At 48.0% G+C, this 22,293-nt stretch carries 19 protein-coding genes, 1 tRNA gene and 1 pseudogene; 11 read left to right on the forward strand and 10 right to left on the reverse strand.

What is annotated here, in order from left to right:
* Window positions 1–55 precede the first annotated feature (55 nt).
* Window positions 56–415, reverse strand: a complete 360-nt coding sequence (locus WBG78_RS04990) for a hypothetical protein (protein WP_337325286.1) — start codon at window positions 413–415, stop codon at window positions 56–58.
* Window positions 416–423: 8 nt separating this feature from the next.
* Complete coding sequence (locus WBG78_RS04995; RefSeq protein ID WP_337325287.1) at window positions 424–1,356, reverse strand: hypothetical protein; 933 nt, start codon at window positions 1,354–1,356, stop codon at window positions 424–426.
* Between the two features lie 101 nt (window positions 1,357–1,457).
* On the opposite strand from WBG78_RS04995, the gene WBG78_RS05000 reads away from it, so the two are divergent.
* The 4 genes from WBG78_RS05000 to WBG78_RS05015 all read left to right on the forward strand — a co-directional run bounded on the left by WBG78_RS05000 (window position 1,458) and on the right by WBG78_RS05015 (window position 2,879).
* The gene (locus WBG78_RS05000) at window positions 1,458–1,619 is read left to right on the forward strand and encodes a hypothetical protein (RefSeq protein WP_337325288.1); all 162 of its coding nucleotides are present in this window, start codon (window positions 1,458–1,460) and stop codon (window positions 1,617–1,619) included.
* 145 nt (window positions 1,620–1,764) lie between these two features.
* Window positions 1,765–1,998 (forward strand): hypothetical protein, encoded by a 234-nt coding sequence (locus WBG78_RS05005; protein ID WP_337325289.1) that lies wholly within the window; start codon window positions 1,765–1,767, stop codon window positions 1,996–1,998.
* Window positions 1,999–2,177: 179 nt separating this feature from the next.
* Window positions 2,178–2,450, forward strand: coding sequence for a hypothetical protein (locus WBG78_RS05010; protein WP_337325290.1), 273 nt, complete (start codon window positions 2,178–2,180; stop codon window positions 2,448–2,450).
* Window positions 2,451–2,534: 84 nt separating this feature from the next.
* Entirely contained in the window at window positions 2,535–2,879 is a 345-nt protein-coding gene (locus WBG78_RS05015; RefSeq protein WP_337325291.1) for a hypothetical protein, read from the forward strand.
* A 177-nt stretch (window positions 2,880–3,056) separates the two neighbouring features.
* Here WBG78_RS05015 and WBG78_RS05020 read toward each other — a convergent pair.
* The 4 genes from WBG78_RS05020 to WBG78_RS05035 all read right to left on the reverse strand — a co-directional run bounded on the left by WBG78_RS05020 (window position 3,057) and on the right by WBG78_RS05035 (window position 7,936).
* A tRNA-Arg gene (locus tag WBG78_RS05020) sits at window positions 3,057–3,128 on the reverse strand.
* 540 nt (window positions 3,129–3,668) lie between these two features.
* Window positions 3,669–4,913: a DUF1624 domain-containing protein gene (locus WBG78_RS05025; RefSeq protein WP_337325292.1), complete on the reverse strand. Its 1,245-nt coding sequence runs from the start codon at window positions 4,911–4,913 to the stop codon at window positions 3,669–3,671.
* 33 nt (window positions 4,914–4,946) lie between these two features.
* Window positions 4,947–5,231: a DUF4242 domain-containing protein gene (locus tag WBG78_RS05030; protein ID WP_337325293.1), complete on the reverse strand. Its 285-nt coding sequence runs from the start codon at window positions 5,229–5,231 to the stop codon at window positions 4,947–4,949.
* A gap of 110 nt (window positions 5,232–5,341) precedes the next feature.
* Window positions 5,342–7,936 carry a helix-turn-helix transcriptional regulator gene (locus WBG78_RS05035; RefSeq protein ID WP_337325294.1) on the reverse strand — a complete coding sequence of 865 codons (2,595 nt, stop codon included), beginning with the start codon at window positions 7,934–7,936 and terminating at the stop codon, window positions 5,342–5,344.
* A gap of 171 nt (window positions 7,937–8,107) precedes the next feature.
* On the opposite strand from WBG78_RS05035, the gene WBG78_RS05040 reads away from it, so the two are divergent.
* Window positions 8,108–8,476, forward strand: a complete 369-nt coding sequence (locus tag WBG78_RS05040; RefSeq protein WP_337325295.1) for a hypothetical protein — start codon at window positions 8,108–8,110, stop codon at window positions 8,474–8,476.
* Between the two features lie 74 nt (window positions 8,477–8,550).
* Here the strand turns inward: WBG78_RS05040 and WBG78_RS05045 are convergent, their stop codons facing one another.
* From WBG78_RS05045 to WBG78_RS05055, 3 genes are read right to left on the reverse strand one after another with little or no spacing between them, the layout of a single operon-like run.
* Window positions 8,551–9,486 carry a cation diffusion facilitator family transporter gene (locus WBG78_RS05045; RefSeq protein ID WP_337325296.1) on the reverse strand — a complete coding sequence of 312 codons (936 nt, stop codon included), beginning with the start codon at window positions 9,484–9,486 and terminating at the stop codon, window positions 8,551–8,553.
* Between the two features lies 1 nt (window position 9,487).
* Window positions 9,488–10,582 carry an App1 family protein gene (locus WBG78_RS05050; protein WP_337325297.1) on the reverse strand — a complete coding sequence of 365 codons (1,095 nt, stop codon included), beginning with the start codon at window positions 10,580–10,582 and terminating at the stop codon, window positions 9,488–9,490.
* Window positions 10,579–11,451 (reverse strand): diacylglycerol/lipid kinase family protein, encoded by an 873-nt coding sequence (locus WBG78_RS05055; RefSeq protein WP_337325298.1) that lies wholly within the window; start codon window positions 11,449–11,451, stop codon window positions 10,579–10,581. Before WBG78_RS05055 ends, WBG78_RS05050 begins: the two co-directional genes overlap by 4 nt.
* Window positions 11,452–11,776: 325 nt before the next feature.
* Between WBG78_RS05055 and WBG78_RS05060 the strand changes: the two genes are divergently transcribed.
* Window positions 11,777–14,854 carry a PVC-type heme-binding CxxCH protein gene (locus WBG78_RS05060; RefSeq protein ID WP_337325299.1) on the forward strand — a complete coding sequence of 1,026 codons (3,078 nt, stop codon included), beginning with the start codon at window positions 11,777–11,779 and terminating at the stop codon, window positions 14,852–14,854.
* Window position 14,855: 1 nt separating this feature from the next.
* The gene (locus tag WBG78_RS05065) at window positions 14,856–16,046 is read left to right on the forward strand and encodes an FG-GAP repeat domain-containing protein (protein ID WP_337325300.1); all 1,191 of its coding nucleotides are present in this window, start codon (window positions 14,856–14,858) and stop codon (window positions 16,044–16,046) included.
* Between the two features lie 130 nt (window positions 16,047–16,176).
* On the opposite strand, the gene WBG78_RS05070 is transcribed toward WBG78_RS05065, so the two are convergent.
* On the reverse strand, window positions 16,177–16,611 hold the full coding sequence (locus WBG78_RS05070; protein WP_337325301.1) for a winged helix-turn-helix transcriptional regulator: 435 nt from the start codon (window positions 16,609–16,611) through the stop codon (window positions 16,177–16,179).
* A 119-nt stretch (window positions 16,612–16,730) separates the two neighbouring features.
* Here WBG78_RS05070 and WBG78_RS05075 point away from each other — a divergent pair, with 119 nt between their 5' ends.
* The 4 genes and pseudogenes from WBG78_RS05075 to WBG78_RS05090 all read left to right on the forward strand — a co-directional run bounded on the left by WBG78_RS05075 (window position 16,731) and on the right by WBG78_RS05090 (window position 22,288).
* Window positions 16,731–17,093: a DoxX family protein gene (locus WBG78_RS05075; protein WP_337325302.1), complete on the forward strand. Its 363-nt coding sequence runs from the start codon at window positions 16,731–16,733 to the stop codon at window positions 17,091–17,093.
* A 385-nt stretch (window positions 17,094–17,478) separates the two neighbouring features.
* A complete protein-coding gene (locus WBG78_RS05080) occupies window positions 17,479–17,862 on the forward strand; it encodes a hypothetical protein (protein ID WP_337325303.1) in 384 nt (127 codons plus the stop codon).
* 81 nt (window positions 17,863–17,943) lie between these two features.
* The gene (locus tag WBG78_RS05085; protein WP_337325304.1) at window positions 17,944–19,101 is read left to right on the forward strand and encodes an efflux RND transporter periplasmic adaptor subunit; all 1,158 of its coding nucleotides are present in this window, start codon (window positions 17,944–17,946) and stop codon (window positions 19,099–19,101) included.
* 30 nt (window positions 19,102–19,131) lie between these two features.
* Window positions 19,132–22,288 (forward strand): annotated as a pseudogene (locus tag WBG78_RS05090) (efflux RND transporter permease subunit).
* Window positions 22,289–22,293: the final 5 nt, after the last annotated feature.

Raw genomic sequence — 22,293 nt, forward strand, 5'->3', positions numbered from 1 at the left:
GGTGGGTCAAATGATTACCGGAATCCCTGGGTCAAACCATTACCGGAATGGTGGGTCAAACATTACCGGAATATTCAGTCATAAGCTCCGTGGTTGGGTTAAGGGCATATTTGGGGCTTGCCATAAAGGTATTGAGGAACATGACTAGCTCATATATTGTTTCATTCACGCCATAAATAGCCTTCCGTTCCTCGTCAGCAAGCGAAAGTTTGTTCTGATTAACAAGGTCGACCTTGGCATTGAGAGTTTCGAACTGGTGCCTTACCGACTCCTGTAGTTCGGTAATCTTCGCTGTGTCTTCTATGTCGGCTCGGTTTTGTGCCTTCTTGGTGAAATAGCCCGTAAGGATTAATGTAATAAATGTCGTTAGCGTAGAGACTACAGCAGAAAAGAGAGCTTGTAGATAGGGGTCCATATGTACGATTAGCGGTTGAGACTTTTTGCCATAGTTGTACTAGTGAAAATCACGGCTTTCTCGTTCCACATTCCGCGCCAACCGTTCTCGGTTCTGAACAGATAGATGTATTGATACTCTGAGGCATCTAAAGCTTCTTGCGCCATTCCGGAAGACCGGATTACAGAATCGAGTTTAAGTGCGATTAAGGCAGAGTGATTGACCGGATTGTATTTGTGGGAAACTATTGTGCCAAGGGGTGTGTGAGCGGCGATTGCCATTGTAGCTTTCGGATTGGCAATTTTACTTACTAGAATTACGCCGTTATCAATTTCAATTAACAAGGTGAAGTTATCGTAGGCTACCTCGTATGTTCCAAGCAATGGGTTGATATTATCAATCAGTTCGAATTTGTCCTTACACTCTCTGATAGTTGCTTCTTTTTCGTTTGATGCTTCTCGAAAGCTGTCTGCCTGTCTTTTTGCAGTCTCAACCTCTTGTTGCAGCGTGAGGTTGTTCTGCTCCGCCGTTTCGAGTTTGGTCCTAGTGACCTTTTCTTCAGCGATGACTTTATCAAGGTCGGCTGCTTTTTCGCTGTACTTAGTACGCTCTTCAATGAACTTGCTCATTGGCACCTTTGCTTCCTTAGATATGGAGAGTTGCCAATTCTCGGTACGGGTGGTGACAAAGGTCTGCAGTGCATTCCAAAGCATCGTGATGAACGGATAGGCAAAGGTGTATATCAGTGCCCATAAAAGTGGATACCAGAAAAAGTCACAAGCATTATTGTGACCTTCAATGAATGTTAGGAGAGACTTATCCTTCCATTGTTCTTTATCGTACCATAACAAGGAGACAGTGACTCTCCAGTTGATAATTAACCAAGACAATACAAAGGAGAATATGAAGGGACTAGATAGCCTTTCCTTGAGGCTACTAAAGAGTTCTTTGAGAGCGTCCATTTGACGTTAACGGGGTTTACATTCCGAATATACGGAAAACCTGATTGCGTGCAATGACCATCACGGCGTACCTTCTGTTATGGAAAAGACCGTCATTGTTTATGGTCAATGTTCTAAAGATTGATGTTGAGTCAATGTTGCATGCGCTGGTGCGCCGTCATCGATCGCTCACGGCTGACGAACTCATATATTACTACTATCTCACCAATCTTAACAAACACGACAATCACGTAAAAGACGACAATCACGAAAGTGAAAAGTAGTAAAAGACTACAAATATGCAGAAGTGTCACGCAACTCTTAAGTAAGAGCTTGTGTAGCGCGTCACATAGGCAGTTATATCTTCTGGTCCAACCTTTGACTACGCTATGGCTACCGGTACTTTAGTATTACAGAACAACACCCATTATGATGATAACACCCAAAGAGGTATTGACTTTTGTGAACCGTCCTGATTTTTATGGTTCGGATAGTAACAGACGCGCTCATTTCCTTATTTCCAAGAATACTCTTGAGACTTTACTATTTGAATTAACGTTGAATGAATTGGGATTTCAATTCAAGCGAGACAGCCTGAACAAAACCAATTGGTTCTATGAGGTGACAATGAGTCAGGAGCAATACAGCGCTTTGCTAATGTAGCACTTTTTGTTTTAGAGAGTTTTACTAACGACAGAGAGGGTTGGACCGGACGGGTTCAGCCCTTTCTTGATGATCTTGTTCCCGGCTGGTGAATGGTTGAAATAAGTCAACTATTCAATCGAGATGACACCTTCATCGCCGGGAACATCTTTTGGACAACTATAAACAATATAAGCGATATGGGAAGTGTAGATGATGAAATGTTGAGTTGGATGAACTCAGACGAGTATCAAGAGATGATGGAGCAACAGGAATTGGAAGAAGAACAATGGTGGCGAGAGCATCCGGAATCCCCATTGAACAAGGGCAAGTATCGCATACACATAGCCAACAAATATATGCTCTACATTGAGTTTATGGAGAAGAGCTACTTGTTCAGGTTCAAAGCCGATGGTCATGAATATCTATTCAAAAATTTGCACATCTCTTTGAAAGAGAAAGTAGAAGCGTAGTTGAATATTTGTATTAAAAGGTTAGCCCTGTGTGATGAAAGTCGCGGGGCTTTCTTACGATCTGTAACTTTAATTTGAATCTATATGTCTCTATCAGTAACAACGCACAAGCTGCACAAAATCGAAGACCATGAAGAATTGAAAATGTTTAGATTCCTTCATCGACAAGTCTGCACTTACTTTGGCTCTTGGCTCGGAGCAGACAAATTCAATCATCACATTGTTGAGGACAAGAACGGCGATGTGTACTACATCGATGCTTATGAAATGAGTGATGACTATATCCCTTCAACAGGGAAGTGGGAAACGTCTTTATATCCGCTTAGTCGTCACCGGCTCTTTAATCTAATGGAAGATTTGAATCTCAACTTTGCTCGTACAGTAACATTCCCGCTTACGGTGGACCTGTCCGGAAGGAGTAAATGGTAGCAAAGTCAGCGAGATTCCGGTTCTGAAGATGCAGGTTCGATTCGGGGCTAGGGGACCGTTCATCCCCAAAAGGGCAAAATAAATGGGGTACATTGTACCCCGAAACCAGCAAGGAAATTGTCCTTGAAATTTTCGATTATGGGAGGGGAATCCTCTCAAATGTCCCCTCACAAATTGTAGCCCCGGCAGGAATCGAACCTGCATCTTCAGAATCGGAATCTGAAATTCTATCCATTGAAATACGGAGCCATGTTCCCGGCGCAGGCCACCTGCGCGCCACATTAGCGCTGCAAAAATAAACAAACCGGGCAACCTAAAAAATTGAGCGCCATATGTCTGTCAGCCAATGCTTTCGGCAGATGTGCCCGGCCTTTTTTAGCCAGGAGTGCTTAATTTGATCTGATGAATTGGGTGCTTAATCTGTGAGAGGTGCTTAATCTGCGTGAGTCGGTCAGAGAAATATCTTTCAGCGCAGTCGTTACCTGGTCTGGCTCCCAGCCGCGTATGAAGCCCTGTGCAATGCTACAGACGGGTTTTTGCAGCATCCACACAGTTCTTCAGTACGGCTTCGGTCTGGTTTAAAACGTAACAGACAACGGTGAACATCCACCTGTCAACACCCTGACAGCGGATGAGTTAAGAATTAAGAGTTAAGAATTATGAATTGCTCCGCGTGCACGGATCCGAATTCATCACCCGGCTTCAATAAGCCCTCAATGAACTAAAATATTCGCACTGAACCCCGGCCGGGTCTTAATTATCAATTATCAATTATCAATTGTCAATTAATTATAAGTATTTGATCCACCCGATCTCCGGATGCTCCGCCTTAAAGCGAGCGTACCTCGAACAGATGAAGTAGAGAATAACTACATCAACAGCCCACACGAGATAAAGGACACCAAGGTGCCAGCGATCTGGTTCAGCCATGCCCACAAACGGCGCAGTAACATACCAGTCCTGGTGTATGTTTCCATAGAGCACAAGGTTCACAACGAATGCGGAGAGGTGAATCAGCAGGATATGCAACAAATAGTAAAACATGGGCACTCTGCCGATCAGCTTTATTGCATCCACCAGCCACCCCGTTGCACGCTGTGCCCATGGCACTAATGCAATCACCGGCCCGAGCGTCATCATCACATACAGCTGTGACGGTGGATACTTCTGTTGCCCTAAAACGCGCACGAACAACGGTGTAGGGTCGTCCGGCGCGTAGAAGTAAAATGCTTTGATCAGGGCCACGATGAGAAACGCTATCGTAATACCGATGCCCAGCCAGAGGCATATTCGCTTTACAAGGGCGGGATCTTTCAGCAACAGCGCACCGAAACCAAATCCCGCCATCATCACCCCAAGCCAGGGCAGTATTACATAGAAGATGCTCAATCCGAATACTGAAGGCAGACCACCGGATCCTCCGCCAATAACAACACCCTCTTTACCGGCAACCGCCGCAGGGTAAAAGAACCCCCAATACTTCGCCACAGTTTCCTGAAGTCCTTCGGGGAACAAAAGAGGTACCTGCGCAAAGAGTGACTGAAACAACACCATGCCTATGCCGATGACAGCGAGCGTCAGTGGCTTTATTCTTATAAAGGCCGCCATCAATACCATGCACCATCCAAGCATCCACAACACTCCGGTTATCGTGAACGCCTCATAGTCGAAATTGAATGTCCAGAAGAAGCGAACAACTGTCAGCTCGAAGACCGCGAGCAGCAGGCCACGCGTTACGAGGAAACTGACAAGCGCTTTCCGGTCACGTGTCTTATTATATTGAAGAAATGCACTGGTTCCCGCGAAGAAAGCGAACGATGGTGCGCAGAAATGCGTGATCCATCGCGTCAGAAAGATTCCAACGGTAAGACCACCTGCCGGTATGCCCGAGTAGACTCGCACGTGGTCGATGGCCATGATGATCATGACGAGCCCGCGTAATACATCAACGGACTGGACCCGAACTCCGGCAATTGCAATGTCGGGTGACGACTGCATTCTTATACTGTTGCTGGGTGATGCGCTGGTTATCATATGAGGTGTTTTTTAATGATGTAGTCGTCAACTTCACACCGCCTTCAGGGCGCTGGTCGTTGGATCCATTATATATTTTACTTCTGAGATGCTGTCGACGGGAAACCCACCTTTGCGCGCGTGCTCTAGAACTGTTTCCCGGTCGGGGGCGATGTGAACACAATATAATTTATTATCGGTTACATAGGTTTCGATCCAGTGATATGGCGCTTCGAGCTCGTCAATCACTTCGTTTGAAGTCCTCGCTATAGCTTTCAATTCAGACAAGGTGAGTTTCCCTGCCCCCGGCAATTGCCGTTCGATGATGTACTTTTTCATTTCCTGCGATTTGATGATTCAAAATTGGGCAATCGCATTCAACCCTGCTTCAGCAGAATTCCCTATTTATCGGAATCCGGTTCCCTATTTTAGGATTAACTATTGCTACCCTATTTCAGGATTCCGAGGCGACGAGCCTCGGCAACGGCCTTTGTACGTGAATTGACGGACAGTTTGGAAAGTATGGCGGAGATGTGATGATCAACCGTTTTGGGGGAGATAAAAAGCTTTTCGGCGATCTCCTTGTTTTGAGCACCCAGGTCCAGGAGGGCAAGGATCTCCACCTGCCTGCCGGTGAGATGGGCTGGATTGCTTTTGGTACTTTCCCTCGGTCCGCGGGGGATGTGGCGCATTCCTTTTTCGCGGAGTTTTGTTTTCAGCATCTCGGATGTGGCAGTAGCGCCAAGGTTGTCGAGAATAGCCAGCGCAGCGCGCTGCTGCTCTTCGCCACATTCAATGAGGGCAAGTGCCTGCTCGAAGGCACAACCTGCTGACTTCCATTCCTGGGCAGCCGCTTCGAATTGCCCTTGCTGTTCTTTCGCAAATGGACCTGGATAGCGAACCTCGCTGTGATCGGCCACAGGTATGGAACAACGAAGCATCCAGTACGCAACGCCTGCATAGTGCCACGATTCATGGATGTCGGGAAGCAATGCAATGGCTGCGTTCAATTCCTCCACAGGCACGGACTTACCTGTTGTCCAGCAGAGTTCAAGTTGAGCTGCCATCACCGGCAACATCCGGTACGCTTCAGCTGTAGGTGCTGCAAGCTGCTTCGCGATGTCCAGATAGTGCTGAGCATCATCGAAATTTCCACGTCGTATGTTGAAGCGCGCAAGGGTAACAAGAGCGCCAATCCGTGTAAGGGCGAAGTGGTCGGCATTTAATTGCAACGAAAGCGAAATGCGCTCCGCCTCTGCCCAGGCCCCGGTATCCAGTAACAACCTTGTTCGCTCGCCCTGCATGTAATAGTACCACGATAAGAGGTCAAGCTCTTCACAGTATTTCAATCCTTCGTCCAGCCACTTCGTGGCACGATCGTATCTCTTCATAAGCACATAGAAGCAACCCATGTTGGTATACGCCCGTGCTGCATGCTCATGAAACCCGTTCGTAAGTGCGATCGAAAGACTCTGTTGCAGCTTGCTCGCGCCTTCCTCTTCATTTCCCGCCGACTTCAGCAGGATGCTTCCTACATTGTTCAACGCATGACATAAGATTTCAGCATCGTTCAATTGCTCCGCTAATGCAATGGCCTTTTCACCCCAATGAAGTGTCTGTGGTTTATTGTCGGACAGCATATTCAGTTGAGCAAAATTGCTGTATGCAAGTGCGAGTTCCTTCGAAGGTGGAAGCTGTTCCAGTACCTGCACCGATTCATTGGCATAGGTGTTCGCGCGCCCCCGGTTTCCGCCGAACCATTGAAGGCGCGACAGGAAACGCAACGTGTCACCTATTCTCAGGAGGTTTCCTCCCTTGCGATAAAAGGCCAGACACTGTTCCTGCGCAGTCAGTGCATTGGAGATCTGATTGATAAGATAACATTCGTAGGCGTAACGCGCATAGAGCTCTGGCATGCCCTGGTAGTCTGCCGGAGCATGTTCAATGGCGGTCTTATATAACTTTGCCGCTTCCAGATGTGCACCCAACGCCGCAGCCTCTTTGGCCGCCTTCGGTGCGAGTTCAACAACAAGCCTGTGATCTTCAGCAAAACGCGCATGGTGCACCCGTTGTGCCAGCGTGGCGCCGGTGCTGTCATCCAGCAATGCCAGTACACGTTTATGCAGATGCTTTCTCCTGTATTTGGAGATCGACTCTTCAATAGCAATGCGGTACAGCTCGTGTTTGAATGAAAGCGTGTCATTGCGATTTACGATCACGCCCGAAGCAAGGCAGTTTTCAATCACGTTTGGATACTCGTGTTCTATCTTCGATACGATCGATGGTTCGATACGTGACGGAAGAACCGACAGCAACTCCCACAATTCCTGCGTATGCTCATCTTTCGAATGAAACGCCGTGAGCACTGAATCCTTAATGCGTTCCGGTATAGGAGCCATGCCCGTCGCCAGCACCTCCGTCACATAAAAAGGATTTCCGCCAGTGAGAGCAAACACCTTTTCACCCGTGCTGTGACCTTTCGATACGGCCATCTCTTCTACTGCCTTTCTCGACAGCGGACTAACATGGACTTTCGTAAAGGTATCTGCCGGCAGTTGACCAAACAATATCTTCAGTGCGTGGCGTGCATCCAGCTCGTTGTCTCGCATGGTCAACACAAACAAACAACGCAGCTTCGAAATTCTCCTGGAGATAAATTTGATCAGGTCTATAGTGGCCTCGTCAGCCCAATGCACATCCTCGATGACCAGCAACACGGGGCGCTTCGACGCTGACAAACTTTCGAAGAACGACGTGAAAATTACTGAGCGTTCTTTTTCTGTTCGGAGCAACGTCGCGAAGTCGCTATCCAGCTGCGGAGCTATATCATGCAACGGTCCAAGTGGGTGAGGGGTGAACAGTGAATCACATCCGCCGATATAAGTATGGGCACGAATGCCCAGCGATTCTCTGAAATGCGTAACAAGAGAAGTCTTTCCGATGCCTGCCTCACCCATAAGGAAGACGGTATGCCCCGCGCTGCTCACCTCCGCGAACCGGTCCTGGAGTGTTTTGAGATAGTTTTCACGTTCAATGAGAATCATTGACTGTCTGTTGATTGTTTGATCTGGCGATTTCTCCTCGCGCGTCCACCGTACACTAAATAACAATAATGCCCTGAAATGGCATCAGCAGACCAAAAAAACATACTTTTTTTTATGGATTCTAAACATCGGGTGTGTCATTTCCTGCTTGCTATCACTTAATTTACATTCATGAGCACTGATGGTAAAACGAAACGCAATCAAATACTGGAAACAATCACTCATTACCTCACTGCCTTTGTAGTGTCCATGAAAGGATTTGATAAGCTAACAACTCCCGGTAAGACTGGAATTGGAATATTATTCCTCTGTATAGCATTGTTTATTTTTATTGGCACCATATTCCATCACAAGTTTGAACGTCTGTTACGTCATTTTAAGGCATATACTTTTGGACTTGAAGCAATCGTCGTTTTTACCATCGGATACCTTTTCATAAAGGAAGGCAAGACCCTGATTCCATACGCCTATTTTTTCGCTGCAGCTATGTTCGTCGTTGCCCTGGTCGTTTATGTTCGAAAAACTCGAACGAGTTCCTGAAGGTTAATGATCATCAAACTAATTTCTGTTGCCCCTTTTTATTAGCGGGCAACACCTTATGGGGAGGTCCTTTTTCAAAGATAGTTGTATACAGGATTCGAATTAGCCTTAACCAACGTCTGGGGCTGGACCACCACAAACTCAGCATACGGATAGGCTTTTTTGATCGCCGTCCTGATACGTTCAATTGCGTTGGTAATCTGCACAGTACTGAGCCCGTTGTCGAACGCTACAACCAACATAAGTATAACCGATTCAGGTGACTGATAGGTGGAAAGTATGTTGATCACCTTCACTACTGCCGGGTCTCTCTCTGTCAGTGCACAGATTTCCCTTTGTGTCTCCGGAGCAATGCCTTCGCCCATCAGCAGCGAGCGACTCTCCGTTCCAAGAAGCCAGGCAACGCCTCCCAATAACAAACCGACGAGAATAGAAGCAACTCCGTCAAGTACCGGCATGTTTAACCAATGCGTGAGCGCAGTGAATACCAGCACGATCATCAAACCCGCCAGAGCCGCAAGGTCTTCAAAGAGAACAAGAAAAGTAATCGGGTTCTTGCTGGTTTTGATTGCCGTCCACCAGCTCTGCGTTCCTCTCGCTGCATTGAATTCCTTCAGTGCAAACCAGCATGAGATCAATTCAAAGATGGCCGATAGTCCCAGTACGACATAATTCACCATCGGATTACCGAGCTCATGTGGATCCTGTAGAAAGTGAATGCCATGATAGATCGACAAACCTCCTCCCAGACCGAAGATAAGTATCGATACCATGAACGACCAGAAGTAAAGCTCCTTGCCGTAGCCGAAAGGCTTGTTTTTGTCTGCCGGACGTTTGCTTTGCTTTAACCCGTAAAGCAATAACAGTTGATTGGTGCAGTCAACGGTCGAGTGAATACCTTCGGAGATCATGGCTGAGCTACGCGTAATGCCGCCCGCCACGAATTTGGTTATCGCGATTAGCAGATTGGCGCCGAGAGCAGCATAAACAGAGGTGTTCTTCGAAGACATTTCAAGGCTTGTTAACGTGGCTCCCGTTTCCAGGTTTCGGGTTCCTAAATTGTACATTCAAATCCTGGCCATCCTGCTCTTTATCAAAAAGGATGGCACCCTTGGAGGGCTCTGCTGAATGAGCTTCTTTTGCCGGTGCGATCAGATCGTTGGACTCGGGCCACTTCACAGAGGCGAAGTCGTCACCATAGTGAAATTCTATGTTGCTTTTGGCAAGCTGTTCTTTCAGTTCAGCCGCCTTTGCAAGCTCATCCGGCATGGGTATTGCACGCCTGATGTAGATTGCCTTAACGTTATCGGGATAATTTTTGGCGGCCGTCAGATATATCGACAAGTCGTATTGCGTATTGTCTCCGATCAGTACGAAGTTCTTTTCAGGAAACATAGGGAGGAGAATGTTGAGCATCTTCAGCTTGTGTACCTCGGGCGTTGGCAACTTCCTGTAGCGAATCACGTCGCGTAGGCGCCGCATTTGTTTAAGAAACACGGGGCCTGCTGGAAAGGAATTTAGAATAAGGAAACGATATATAAGAGGATACAGATTCTGTTCACTGTTGCTGAGATAAAATGCCGTTGCGCCCTGGTCAACAATGCGCTGGATCAACTCCTTCACAGGCTCTACGGCCATGCGTCGTTCAACAGGTGTGAACATCAGCGTACTCAGCTTCCGTAACTTGCGCGAAATATGTGAATGCAATATGGTGTCGTCAATATCCGAGACAACAATGTCGGGAGTCACGATGCGATTCAGGCTCCGGTCATACAAACCTTCCAGTAAAAGAACGGGTTTGCCATCGACAGTGACGTCGTAAAGAGGAAACTCTTTTTGATCAACATCGTGACTGACCATGAAGAAACCGGTTTCGTCAGTGACAGCCTCCAGCTCAAATTCCTGATAGTGTAGCTTTACCGTTGTGTTTGTCAGTGCCCTCGAGCGGTACAGTGAGAGCAGCGTTCGAAACGTCGTTCTCCTCGAGAACGCATTAAAGCTCAGGTCACCGGGACGCTTGGTGGTGATCTGCCCATAGATCAGTGCACGCCCTTCGTTTGCAAGTGCGTAGTAGTTGAGCAATATCGGAACCCGGTTCGCGCTCATGACACCAGCAAAGGTACAGAAGATGGAAGTATACCCACTGTTAATTTATCGGTCATGCCCATGTACTCGCCATCGATCTGAAAGTGCACCTTCTGACTGATCGATACCTCGGCATGTTCGCATGAGATCACATCTGAAAACATGTTCTTGTCCACGAATACATTCAATGCCGTGAGGCCGGCCTTTATAGCATCATCAAGTGCGATACGCGGAACATTACATATCTCGAAACAACCGTCGTCAACGGCACCTTCAGAGATCTGAATGCCAGTTCCATACTTGTCAGCATTTGCAAACGCCAGCATGTATCCTTCCTTGTGATACGTCTGTTCCGGAGTAGTAATGGTGTAACGAAGAAGCTCGCTCTCTTTCATCGAGCTCATCAGGTGACGTGCATATGCCATCATGCCACGATCCTCAGAACGTGAATATTCTTTCACCATATGTGCGTTAATGCCGATATCGCCAAGGTGAATGCAGAGATGCTTGTTATTGAAGATCAACAGATCCAGGGGTACTGTACGAGTCGCGCCGATTACTGCGCGCACCGCTTCCGCGGGGTCCTTAGGCATTCCTATCGCTGTTGCAAATCCATTTGCTGAACCAAGGGGAAGTACGCCGAACGGCGTGTCCATCTCTCGTATAGTTCGTGCCACAAGTTGCAAGGTACCATCCCCGCCGCCAGCAATGATACGATCTGGCTTGTACCATTTGATGTCGCTAAGGATCCTCTTTTCGTCATCCTTTCCTGTGGTATAAAGTATCTTGAAGTCATAGGGCGTTTCAACTGCAAGCTGATGTATCCTGAGTATTGCATCGTCGTTGCTCTTGTTGCCACTGATCGGATTGAGAATAAAAAGGACCTTCATATGGATTCACGAAGTAATATCATGTTAATGCATTGTCCCCTAAAATGATGCCATCGCCCTGCTGATCCTCTGCCTTCACACGTGTCTTCCCAAATAGGCTGACTTGAGTGTTTTAATCACGGTAACCGGGCCGTGAACCGACACAGGCTAAATTGATGACCCGAATAGAGCATCCTGTATGATGAACATTTTCGCACGCCGAGGAATATTTTGCGCACGCATAGGAGACGATCACGTTATAAGGATGGCCGTTCGCACCTTCCTTTGATAGGCGGCCACCAATTCTTGAAATTATTTCTTAAGTTAAAGAGGTAATAACCTTCCTATGCACGTAAGAAGTCTCCTCCCTTCGCCGTCCTGTCATCACACGTCCCTTTTTCTTTTCCTGGTCATTGGTATTCTCGCTGGCTGCCAGCCCGAAAAATCACGTGACGATCGCAATACTTATGGCGAGCCATTCAAGAAGAATATTCGGGCCACGGGTCCACGCACCGCAGAAGAGGAATTGAAGGGCTTCATTCTTCCGCCGGGATTTGAAATACAACTATTTGCCAGCGAACCCGACATTGAAAAACCTATGAACATAACGTTCGATGCGAAGGGAAGGCTGTGGGTAACTTCTTCCTTTGAATATCCTTTTCCAATGATTGGCAAAACGGGAACGGATAAACTTACAATCCTCGAGGATACAGACGGCGATGGCAAAGCCGACAAATTCACACGTGTAAGCGATACGTTGAACATACCTATCGGTATTCTGCCATTGGCCGACGGAGCATTGTCATTCAGTGTTCCTAATCTTTACCGGTACTTTGATAATAACCACGATGATCAGATGGAGCAAAGTAAATTCCTGCTTGGCCCCTTCGGTTATCAGGACACGCATGGCATGGTCAGCAACTTCATTCGCGGTTACGATGGATGGGTACATGCCTGCCATGGCTTTACAAACTATTCGAAGTTTGCCGGAACAGATGGTGATTCGATTATACTGGTGTCGGGCAATACATTCAGGTTCAATACGAACGGTTCCCGCGTAGAGCAGCTTACCTTCGGACAGGTGAATCCATTCGGATTGGTGTTCGATGCATATGGTTACGTGTATTCAACAGACAGCCACAGCTCACCGCTATATCAGCTTATTCGCTCCGGCGACTATCCCCATTTCGGTAAGATGTCGAACATGGGTTTCGGTCCCGACATGAAGTCATTGAAGGACGAGGCTACTTCATTATGTGGGATTACTCAATACGCTGACGTTCTCTTCCCTGAAGAATTCCAAAACAGCTTCTTCATTGGCGACGTTGTGAATTCACGTGTGCATCGTTATTCATTTACCTGGAAGGGATCTTCACCTGTAGGTAAATCGGAAGTGGATTTTATAAAGAGCGAAGATCCGTGGTTCCGTCCGGTGAACATCAAGCTCGGTCCTGATGGCGCTTTGTATGTTGCCGACTTTTACAACGCGATCATTGGTCACTATGAGGTATCATTAAATCATCCCAAGCGCGATAGACAAAGGGGAAGGATCTGGCGCATAACTTACAAGGGTAAAAAGAACGAACGAAGAGACCTGACAAAATCCACGCTCGATGAGCTCATAAAGGCGCTCGATGCAGATAACCTCCCCCTGCGAATGGCGGCAACGGATCAAATAACGGACAGGCTGGGTAACGAATCGACAGAAGCGCTGGTAAAGGTATTGTCAAATCCTTCGGGTTCCCGCCAGTATGTTCATGCGCTCTGGGCGTTGCATCGTTTGGACAAGCTCTCCGGGAATGATCTTCAAAAGGCCGTAACGTCTCCTGACACACTGATCAGACTTCATGCGTTTCGTGTGCTCCTGGAAAGACCGGCTTCTGATGGTTTTTATGATGTGATTGCATCGGGCTTGAGTGATCCCAATCCTCATGTTCGTCGTTCGGCCACTGAAGCGGTGGTGAAATATCCCACCGTCAAATCAATTGAGTCGACGCTGGCGCTATTGGAAAAAACCCCGCAGGATTTCGATACTCACCTTTACTATACCGCCAGGCTCGCCTTGAGAAACATGCTTCGTCACGAGCCAACGCTCGCAGAAGTATCGGCAAAGCAATGGACAGGAGAGCAGGCTGCGTTGCTTGCAGGCGTCATGGTTGACGTGCCCCTTCCTGCATCAGCCACCTTCCTCGCTGACTATATGTCGAAGGGAACGCTCGACAGATATCGCGTGCCTCCGGCCTACACTCAGATCGCGCGATTCGTTCCGGTAGCACAGTTGCCCGCCATTGTAAAGCAGGCATTGTCGCAGGGCGATGTCGATTTGAAGGCATTCATTTATAAAGGCCTCCGCGATGGTCTTGCACAAAGACTTGGACATACGGGAACCGAAGTACTTGCTCCCTATGCACCTTCTCTTGCATCAGATATCCTTGCAAAGTATCCCGCCACCGACACCGCCGACTTTGAAGAGAAGTACGTTCATCAGCGAACAGCCATTGATATGGTGGGCGACTTTAAGATAACTTCACTGCAGCCGGAGCTGAAAAAATTCATTGACGAGGGACCAGCCATCGGTTGGGGTATGCGTCAGAGTGCGCTTCGTTCGTTGCTTAAAATCGACCTTGCCAACATGGCCATAGGTCTTAACATCCTTCAGCACGACTCTGTGCGGGAATACCAGCGGAGACAGTTGTCTGTGATGGCAGAGTTTCCAGGAAAGGCACTGAATGATGCGCTAAACATGTATGGTCCCGTCCCGGCCGATGTTCAGGAAGCAGTAGTCGTTGCGTTGGCAGGATCTCCTCAGGGCAAGGACATTGCCTTTCGAAAGGCTTCGCAGGGAACGCTAAACCCCCGCGCGCTCACAGGCAACCGCGCACGTGAAGCCCTTCTTAGCAAAGCCTCACCTCAGCAACGAAAGCAATATGACGATCTTACAGGTGAACTCACTCCCATTAGCGAAGAGCTTCAGAAGATCATCGACCAGCGTATTGCTTATTTCAATGCTCTCGACCGAAGTCATTTATCAATTGATTCAGGCCGTGCTGTTTTCGAGCAGAACTGCGGGGTATGTCATAAGCTCGGAGGACAGCTGGGTGTCGGTCCCCAACTCGATGGAATCGGTTCGACAGGCACCTCGGGACTTATTGAAAAGATCGTTGATCCCAATCGAAACATTTCAAAGGCATTCCGCAATTATAGTATCACATTAAAAGATGGAACTTTAAAGACTGGACTTTTCCGTCGCCAGCAGGGCGACGCCCGGGTCTATGCTGACATTACCGGCAAGGAGTTCACCATTCAGAAAGGCGATATTAGCGAGGAGAAGCTTTCAAAGTTTACATTGATGCCTGACTCATTTTCAGGCACGATAGAAGAAAGAGATTTCTATCAATTGGTAAATTACCTCCTTACGCTGTAACATGAAGACAAACCTGTTCATTGGAATACTGATGCTCGCATCGCTCAGGCTACTCGCCCAATTCCCGGACCCGCAGATTGCATTCAGGAAGTATCACTTATGGGATGCGTTCTATACTGAAGCGTCGACTATTGCAGATGTAAACAAGGATGGCAAACCCGACATCATCGCCGGTGCCCGTTGGTTCGAAGCACCCGACTGGAAGCCTCATGATATCTGGACTCATAAGAAATTCGATTATACGAAAGGGTATAGCGACTCCTTTCTGAACTTCATGACCGACGTCAATGAAGACGGCTGGCCTGATCTTATAAACTTTGACTTTCCGGGCAAGGAAGTATACTGGCTTGAGAATCCCGGCAACGTCGACATTCAATGGAAGCGATACCTGATCGACTCAGTGGCTTCCAATGAATCACCGATGATGGTTGATATTGACAGCGATGGTAAACAGGACCTGGTATTCGGCAATGAGAAAACAGGTCAGATGAACTGGTGGAGTCATGCTGTGAAATCGAAGAAGGTTACCTGGACGTCCCATGCGATCAGTGAAGCAAAAGCAAAAGGAGTGGGGATGTTTGCACACGGTCTTGGCTGGGGAGATATCAACGGTGATGGACGTAAGGATGTAATGATCATCGGAGGCTGGTGGGAGGCTCCGGCAAACTTCGGAAATTCTCCATGGAAGTTTCACGAAACAAGTCTTGGCTTTCCTTGCTCACAAATGCTTCCATACGATTTTGATGGCGACGGAGATCTCGACGTGATATCGGGCTCAGCACATAACTTTGGATTGTGGTGGCATGAGCAGGTGAAGGATGGAAGCCAGCAAATCGCGTTTGTCCGGCACCTGATTGATTCAACGTTTTCAGAACTGCACAGTATGGTGTTGAAAGACGTCGACAGTGATGGCCTGCCCGACCTTATCACGGGCAAGCGTTACTTTTCTCATCAGGGTCATGGCCCGGGCGGATTGGATCCCGCTGTCGTTTACTGGTATCAGTTGCTGCGCAACGGGAAGAAGCAACCCTATTGGATCAGACACGAGATCGACAATAATTCCGGCATTGGTATTCAATTCGAGGCGGAAGATATCAATCGCGATGGACTGCTGGACTTCGCCATTGGCAACAAAAACGGCGTATTCTACTTTGAACAGGTCCGCGGTAAGCCGAAAGAAGAAAAGCACTGATTCAGTTAGTCTTCCTCAGTGCTATAAGTTCTTAAGCTAATCGCGTTCATCTTCGCTTCACGTTTGTCATGTGGGGAATTACGTACACACTCCTCGGCTTTCAAACGAAAAACGTTAGCGATGCGGATGATCAGCCCTTCATAATGCGTTCGCGATGTGCAGTGCCCCAATTCACGATCTCAATAATGAGCTGTTCCAGCGTTCTGCCATAAGGCGTGATTGCATACTCTACGGTTAGTGGCTTCGTTTGCTTCACGGTGCGCGTTACAAGCTGGTTGGCTTCCAGTTCCTGCAGTTCCTTTGAAAGCATCTTCGCACGGATGCCACCAACACTCTTAAGCAATTCAGTAAAGCGCTGCGTCCCCTTAAATGACAGGCTGCCTAACACCAGTATTTTCCATTTGCCTGATAGTACAGCCATCGCATCCTGGATGGCGAGAATTCGGTGATGGTGATCCGTGCAGGCCAGGTCTCCGTCCACGTTTTCATCGAGGGCAAAACCGGCTTTACTCTGGCTGACGGGCCCATCAGTGATCAATTCGGTAGGTTTCTCAATTCTTGTCATATGTTGTAAACCTAGATCGCTGAAGATTAGTTTCCTCGCGGGTACTGGTTTCCTCGGTGAAACCCTGGCAGAGAATTGATCATCTCATGCTGAACTTTGTTGCATCAAATGATTAACCTATGAAAAAGGACAAGATTATCTATTGGATCGCCACAGGACTCATCGCTGTGGCCATGCTGCTTAGCGCTTTTATGTATTTGAGCAAAAGTGAAGAGTTAATAAAAAACTTCGCCGCGATTGGACTGCCATTGTATTTGGTGATGCTTCTCGGAACTGCCAAACTTATTGGAGCGATTTTGTTGCTTGCACCTGTTGCTGCACGTTTTAAAGAATGGACTTATGCTGGCTTCCTCTTCACCTTTGCCGGCGCAATATGGACACACGCGGCCACTGCAACGCCCTGGATCGCGCCGCTGTTGTTCCTTGTCGTACTTGGAGTATCATACATTTATTGGAACAAAACGAAAAGCGCGTCGGCATAACCGATAGGTTTATAGTTCACATAATGTTTGTGTATTGAGAGGCGGGAGCAGCAGTGCTACTGCCTCTTTTGTTTCGATTTAATACTGAAAGCATCGATCCTTGCTCAGTGTTTTAACGGGAGAACTGTGATGAGCTGCGCCATATTAGTATCAGTGGCAGTTGATCGGGAGTGCGGGGGCATGGTATTTGTTTAAACTCATGCGTTGTTGAAAACGATTGTACCATATTGCATCTAATGTCAGTGTGCGTCAATCGCGGATAGTGCAAACGTTGTCTATGTAAATTGCGAGGAATATTCGCAACAAACTCAGACCAATGTTTCGAAGCCCCTGTAATAATGCTACATTTACTTAGCGCCTGCATTGAAAGGATAAATAGTCAATCGTGAAGAGATCAGTAACACTAATGGAGATACTTCGGATGTCAGTTCTTAGGAACATGATGTTGTATTTCTCCGTAAGTGTGCTGGTCAATACCAGCTTCTTTCCGACTATTGAACGATACATGATGAATGATGTTCACTTGATCGCTCACGTAGATTCTTCTTTGCTCGAGGTGATGCTTGAAAACCTTCTCGGACTGGACGATGCCGGTTTGAATTTCCCCGATGATGCAGACGATGTATCTGTTGCCGTAGATTACCTGTCATGCAGGTCAGCCTTTGTATTGAACACCTATGAGGAATCCGATGTAAAGGGTCGTCCCGAGAATTACGATTGCCCGGCCAATCCGGCGTTGCAGATAAATACACCTCCTCCCAAAGCGTAGTGATTATTGTCGTCCAGGCGACACGTCATTGTTGTGTTGACAATGACTTTCCTATTGATCACGTACGCTAAAAAATCCATCATGAAAGTTGAGTTTCCGGGAGGAATTATTCCATTATTATTAATTGTAGTCTACTTATCAGGTTGTTCAGGCGACGCAAAGGAACGCACTGTTGAGCAACAACCATTTATTCCGGTCACGCAAATTGTTGCGAAAGACACTGTCGTCGACCGCGTGTACGTCGCCGACATCAATGCATATCGTAAAACAGAAATTCGCGCCCGTATTCAGGGCTATATCGAACAGATCTATGTCGACGAAGGAAAAGAAGTAAAGGAAGGTCAGTTGCTGTTTCGAATCAATGCCGATGAATACATGGCGCAGCTGAGAGAGGAAAAGGCCACGCTCGCCAGTGCAGAGGCCGAGGCCCGTACTGCGCAGCTCGAACTTGGCCAGGTGAAGCTGCTTGTCGAAAAGAATGTGATTTCAAATACTGAGCTGGAAGTGGCAAGGGCGAAACGCGATGCGTACAGTGCAAAGGTTGAAGAGGCCAAATCTCGTGTGGCAAGTGCTGCTCTGAAAGTTGAGTACACCTCAATACGGTCACCGTTCACTGGCATAATCGATCGTATTCCTTTTAAGGTAGGTAGTCTGATTGACGAAGGCAGCCTGCTGACAACGGTGTCTGACACCCGCTTCGTGTATGCCTATTACAATGTATCGGAGAGCGAGTATCTCGATTACATGCAGAAGAAGCTTGAACAAACTAATGAAGACAGCGACGATGCGACGCTTATACTGGCCGACGGTTCAGAGCATCCGCAAACGGGAAAGATCGAAACAATGGATGGAGAGTTTGAGAACACCACCGGCACCATTGCCTTTCGTGCACTGTTCCCCAATCCAGATAAGATATTGAAGCATGGTGCCAGCGGCAAGGTCAAGTTGATGACCACCCTGAAGGATGCCATCATTGTACCTCAAAAGGCTACGTTCGAGATACAGGATAAGACATATGTATACGTGGTTGATGAACAGAATCAATTGAGGATGCAGAGCATTACTCCAAAGCTTCGCTTTTCGCACTTCTATATTGTCGAGGAAGGAGTGGAGTCCGGAGATAAAGTCGTTTACGAGGGACTGCAGAACGTCAAAGAGGGAATGAAGATCAGTCCCACGGCTGTCCTCATGGACAGTCTGATGCTTGTCGCACAGGATATCGGATCAATCGATATCTGAGTTATTACGATCCATTCTTAGAGTTTTCTTATGGTTGAGACTTTCATCAATCGGCCAATACTTTCATTGGTCATATCGCTCATTATTACCCTGTTGGGAATACTTGCGTTGACAGAGCTGCCGGTGACACAGTTCCCTGATATCGTACCGCCGGCGGTTACCGTAACCACCAGCTACATTGGAGCAAACGCCGAAACCAGCTCGAAGGCAGTAGTCACTACGTTGGAACGCGCGATAAACGGTGTTCCTGGTATGACGTACATGACTTCCGTATCAAGCAATGATGGAACGAGTATCATTCAGATCTATTTCCGAGTTGGCACTGATCCGGATCTCGCAGCAGTGAACGTTCAAAATCGCGTCTCTACCGTTCTTGATGAACTTCCCGAAGAAGTGATCCGTGCTGGGGTTCAAACTGAAAAGGAAGTAAACAGTATGTTGTTGTATCTGAACCTGACTACCGACGACACAAGTGTTGACGAGAAGTTCATTTACAACTTTGCAGACATTAACGTTCTGCCTGAACTCAAACGCATCGATGGCGTGGGCTTCGCCGACATCATGGGTCAAAGAGAATACTCCATGCGCATATGGCTAAAGCCTGATCGTATGGCAGTTTATGACGTGTCCGCCGAAGAAGTTGTTGGCGCTTTGCGCAACCAGAACGTTGAGGCAGCGCCCGGCAAGACTGGAGAAAGCTCCGACAGGTACAAGCAGGTCCTGCAATATGTACTCCGCTACACTGGCAAGTTCAATACTCCTTCCGAGTATGAGAACGTCGTGATCAGGGCCAGTGCCGATGGTGCGATGATCAAACTGAAAGATATTGCCGAAGTGGAATTCGGCTCGATGGAATACGGCGTACTGTCGAAGCTGGACGGCAAGCCGTCTGCTGCTATCATGCTTAAGCAGCGTCCGGGATCCAATGCGAGCGAAGTAATAGCTCAGGTGAAACAAAGAATGGACGAGCTCAAAGAAAGCACCTTTCCACAGGGAATGACATACAACGTGAGCTATGATGTATCGCGGTTTCTGGATGCGTCTATCCATGAGGTTGTGAGAACCCTGATCGAAGCATTCCTTCTGGTGTCTGTCGTGGTGTTCCTGTTCTTACAGGATTGGCGGTCGACCCTTATTCCGGCTCTTGCCGTACCGGTTTCACTGGTGGGTGCATTCTTCTTTATGCAGATGCTGGGTTTCTCCATCAACCTGCTTACACTATTCGCTCTGGTACTTGCTATTGGAATCGTCGTGGATAATGCCATCGTGGTCGTAGAGGCAGTGCATGTTAAAATGCACGAGGGACTTTCTCCACACGAAGCGACGGTTGCCGCCATGAAGGAGATCAGCGGCGCGATCGTGGCGATTACACTGGTGATGTCGGCTGTGTTTGTGCCCGTCGCTTTCATGTCAGGCCCAGTTGGCATTTTCTACAGGCAGTTCTCACTCACCCTTGCAGTAGCCATTGTTATATCAGGAATAAATGCGCTCACCCTTACACCAGCACTTTGTGCCCTTGTACTGAAACCTGTTGATCATCATCATCACGGAAAGAACTGGCTAAGCCGATTCTTCAACGGCTTCAACAAAAGATACGACGCCGTATCAGTTCGCTATCAGGCCATGACAGGACGCATTGCTGCCCGTAAGCTGGTAACCCTCGGAATGCTTGCTTTCTTCTTCGTTGCGACCTGGGGTATTTCCAGTGTCCTGCCTTCAGGGTTCATTCCAACGGAAGATCAGGGAATGATCTACGTGAACGTAACAACGCCGTCTGGCGCTACCGTTGAACGCACCGAGAAAGTTATGGACGACGTTGAACGCGCTGCGTCCGCCGTACCGGGCGTGGAGTCTGTTTCAACACTGGCTGGCTTCAGTCTCATGACTGATGGTGCTGGCTCCTCGTTTGGAATGGGCATGATCAACCTTGCGCCATGGGAGAAGCGCAAAGGTGTTTGGGAGGTCATTAATGATCTGGAGAAGCACACCTCTCACATCAAAGATGCTACGATTCAATACTTTCCTCCCCCCACAGTCCCTGGCTTTGGAAATTCCAGCGGCTTTGAGCTTCGATTGCTCGATCGTACCGGAACAGGCGATCTTTCAAATACCTCTGCTGTCACAAACAAATTCATCGAAACCATAAGACAAAGACCAGAGATTGGGTCCGCATTCACGAGTTTCGATGTAAGCTATCCGCAATATCTCGTTCGCGTAGATCAGGATATGGCCGCTCAAAAGGGAATTACGATCGAACGCGCAATGAGCAACCTTCAGACACTGATCGGAAGCTTGTACGCGACGAACTTCATTCGATTCGGCCAGATGTATAAGGTTATGGTCCAGGCCGATGCGCAATATCGCGCGCGGCCCGAGGATCTGCTGAAGCTGCATGTGAAGAATGACGCGGGTGAAATGGTTCCTTACTCAACGTTCGTAACGCTGGAACGCGTTTATGGACCAGAACAACTAACGCGTTACAATATGTACACGGCTGCCATGATCAATGGCGACGCGGCTCCTGGTTACAGTAGTGGCGATGCAATACGTGCCATTCAGGAAGTGGCCCAAGAATCACTGCCGCAGGGCTTCACGTTTGAGTGGTCTGGTATGACCCGCGAAGAAATACTATCCGGAAACCAGGCCATATACATTTTCGCGATCTGCCTCCTGTTCGTTTATCTTTTGCTCGCGGCGCAGTATGAAAGTCTGCTGCTGCCGTTGCCCGTCATTCTGTCGTTGCCATGTGGGGTGTTTGGAGCTTTCCTCTTTCTCAAATTGTTCGGACTGCAGAACAATATTTATGCACAGGTATCGATGGTCATGCTTATCGGACTTCTTGGAAAAAATGCAATCCTCATCGTGGAGTTCGCCATTCTGAAATTGAATGAAGGAGCTTCAGTACTGCGCGCTGCCGTAGATGGCGCAACGGCCAGGCTACGCCCCATTCTCATGACTTCATTTGCTTTCATTGCAGGACTCATACCTCTCGTAGCTGCTTCAGGCGCCGGCGCTCTCGGCAACCGCTCAATTGGTACAGCGGCTTTAGGAGGTATTGTTCATTGGCACCGTATTCGGTGTCGTCATTGTGCCAGGCCTCTTCGTGATCTTCGCCCGCGCCCGCAGGCCGCGTGTTGTGGCTGCCGCCAAACCTTCCGTCTATGTTGAACAAGAAACGATTGCCTGATTGAA

Source organism: Chryseolinea sp. T2, assembly GCF_037203685.1.
In the GTDB taxonomy this organism is placed as follows: Bacteria; Bacteroidota; Bacteroidia; order Cytophagales; family Cyclobacteriaceae; genus Chryseolinea.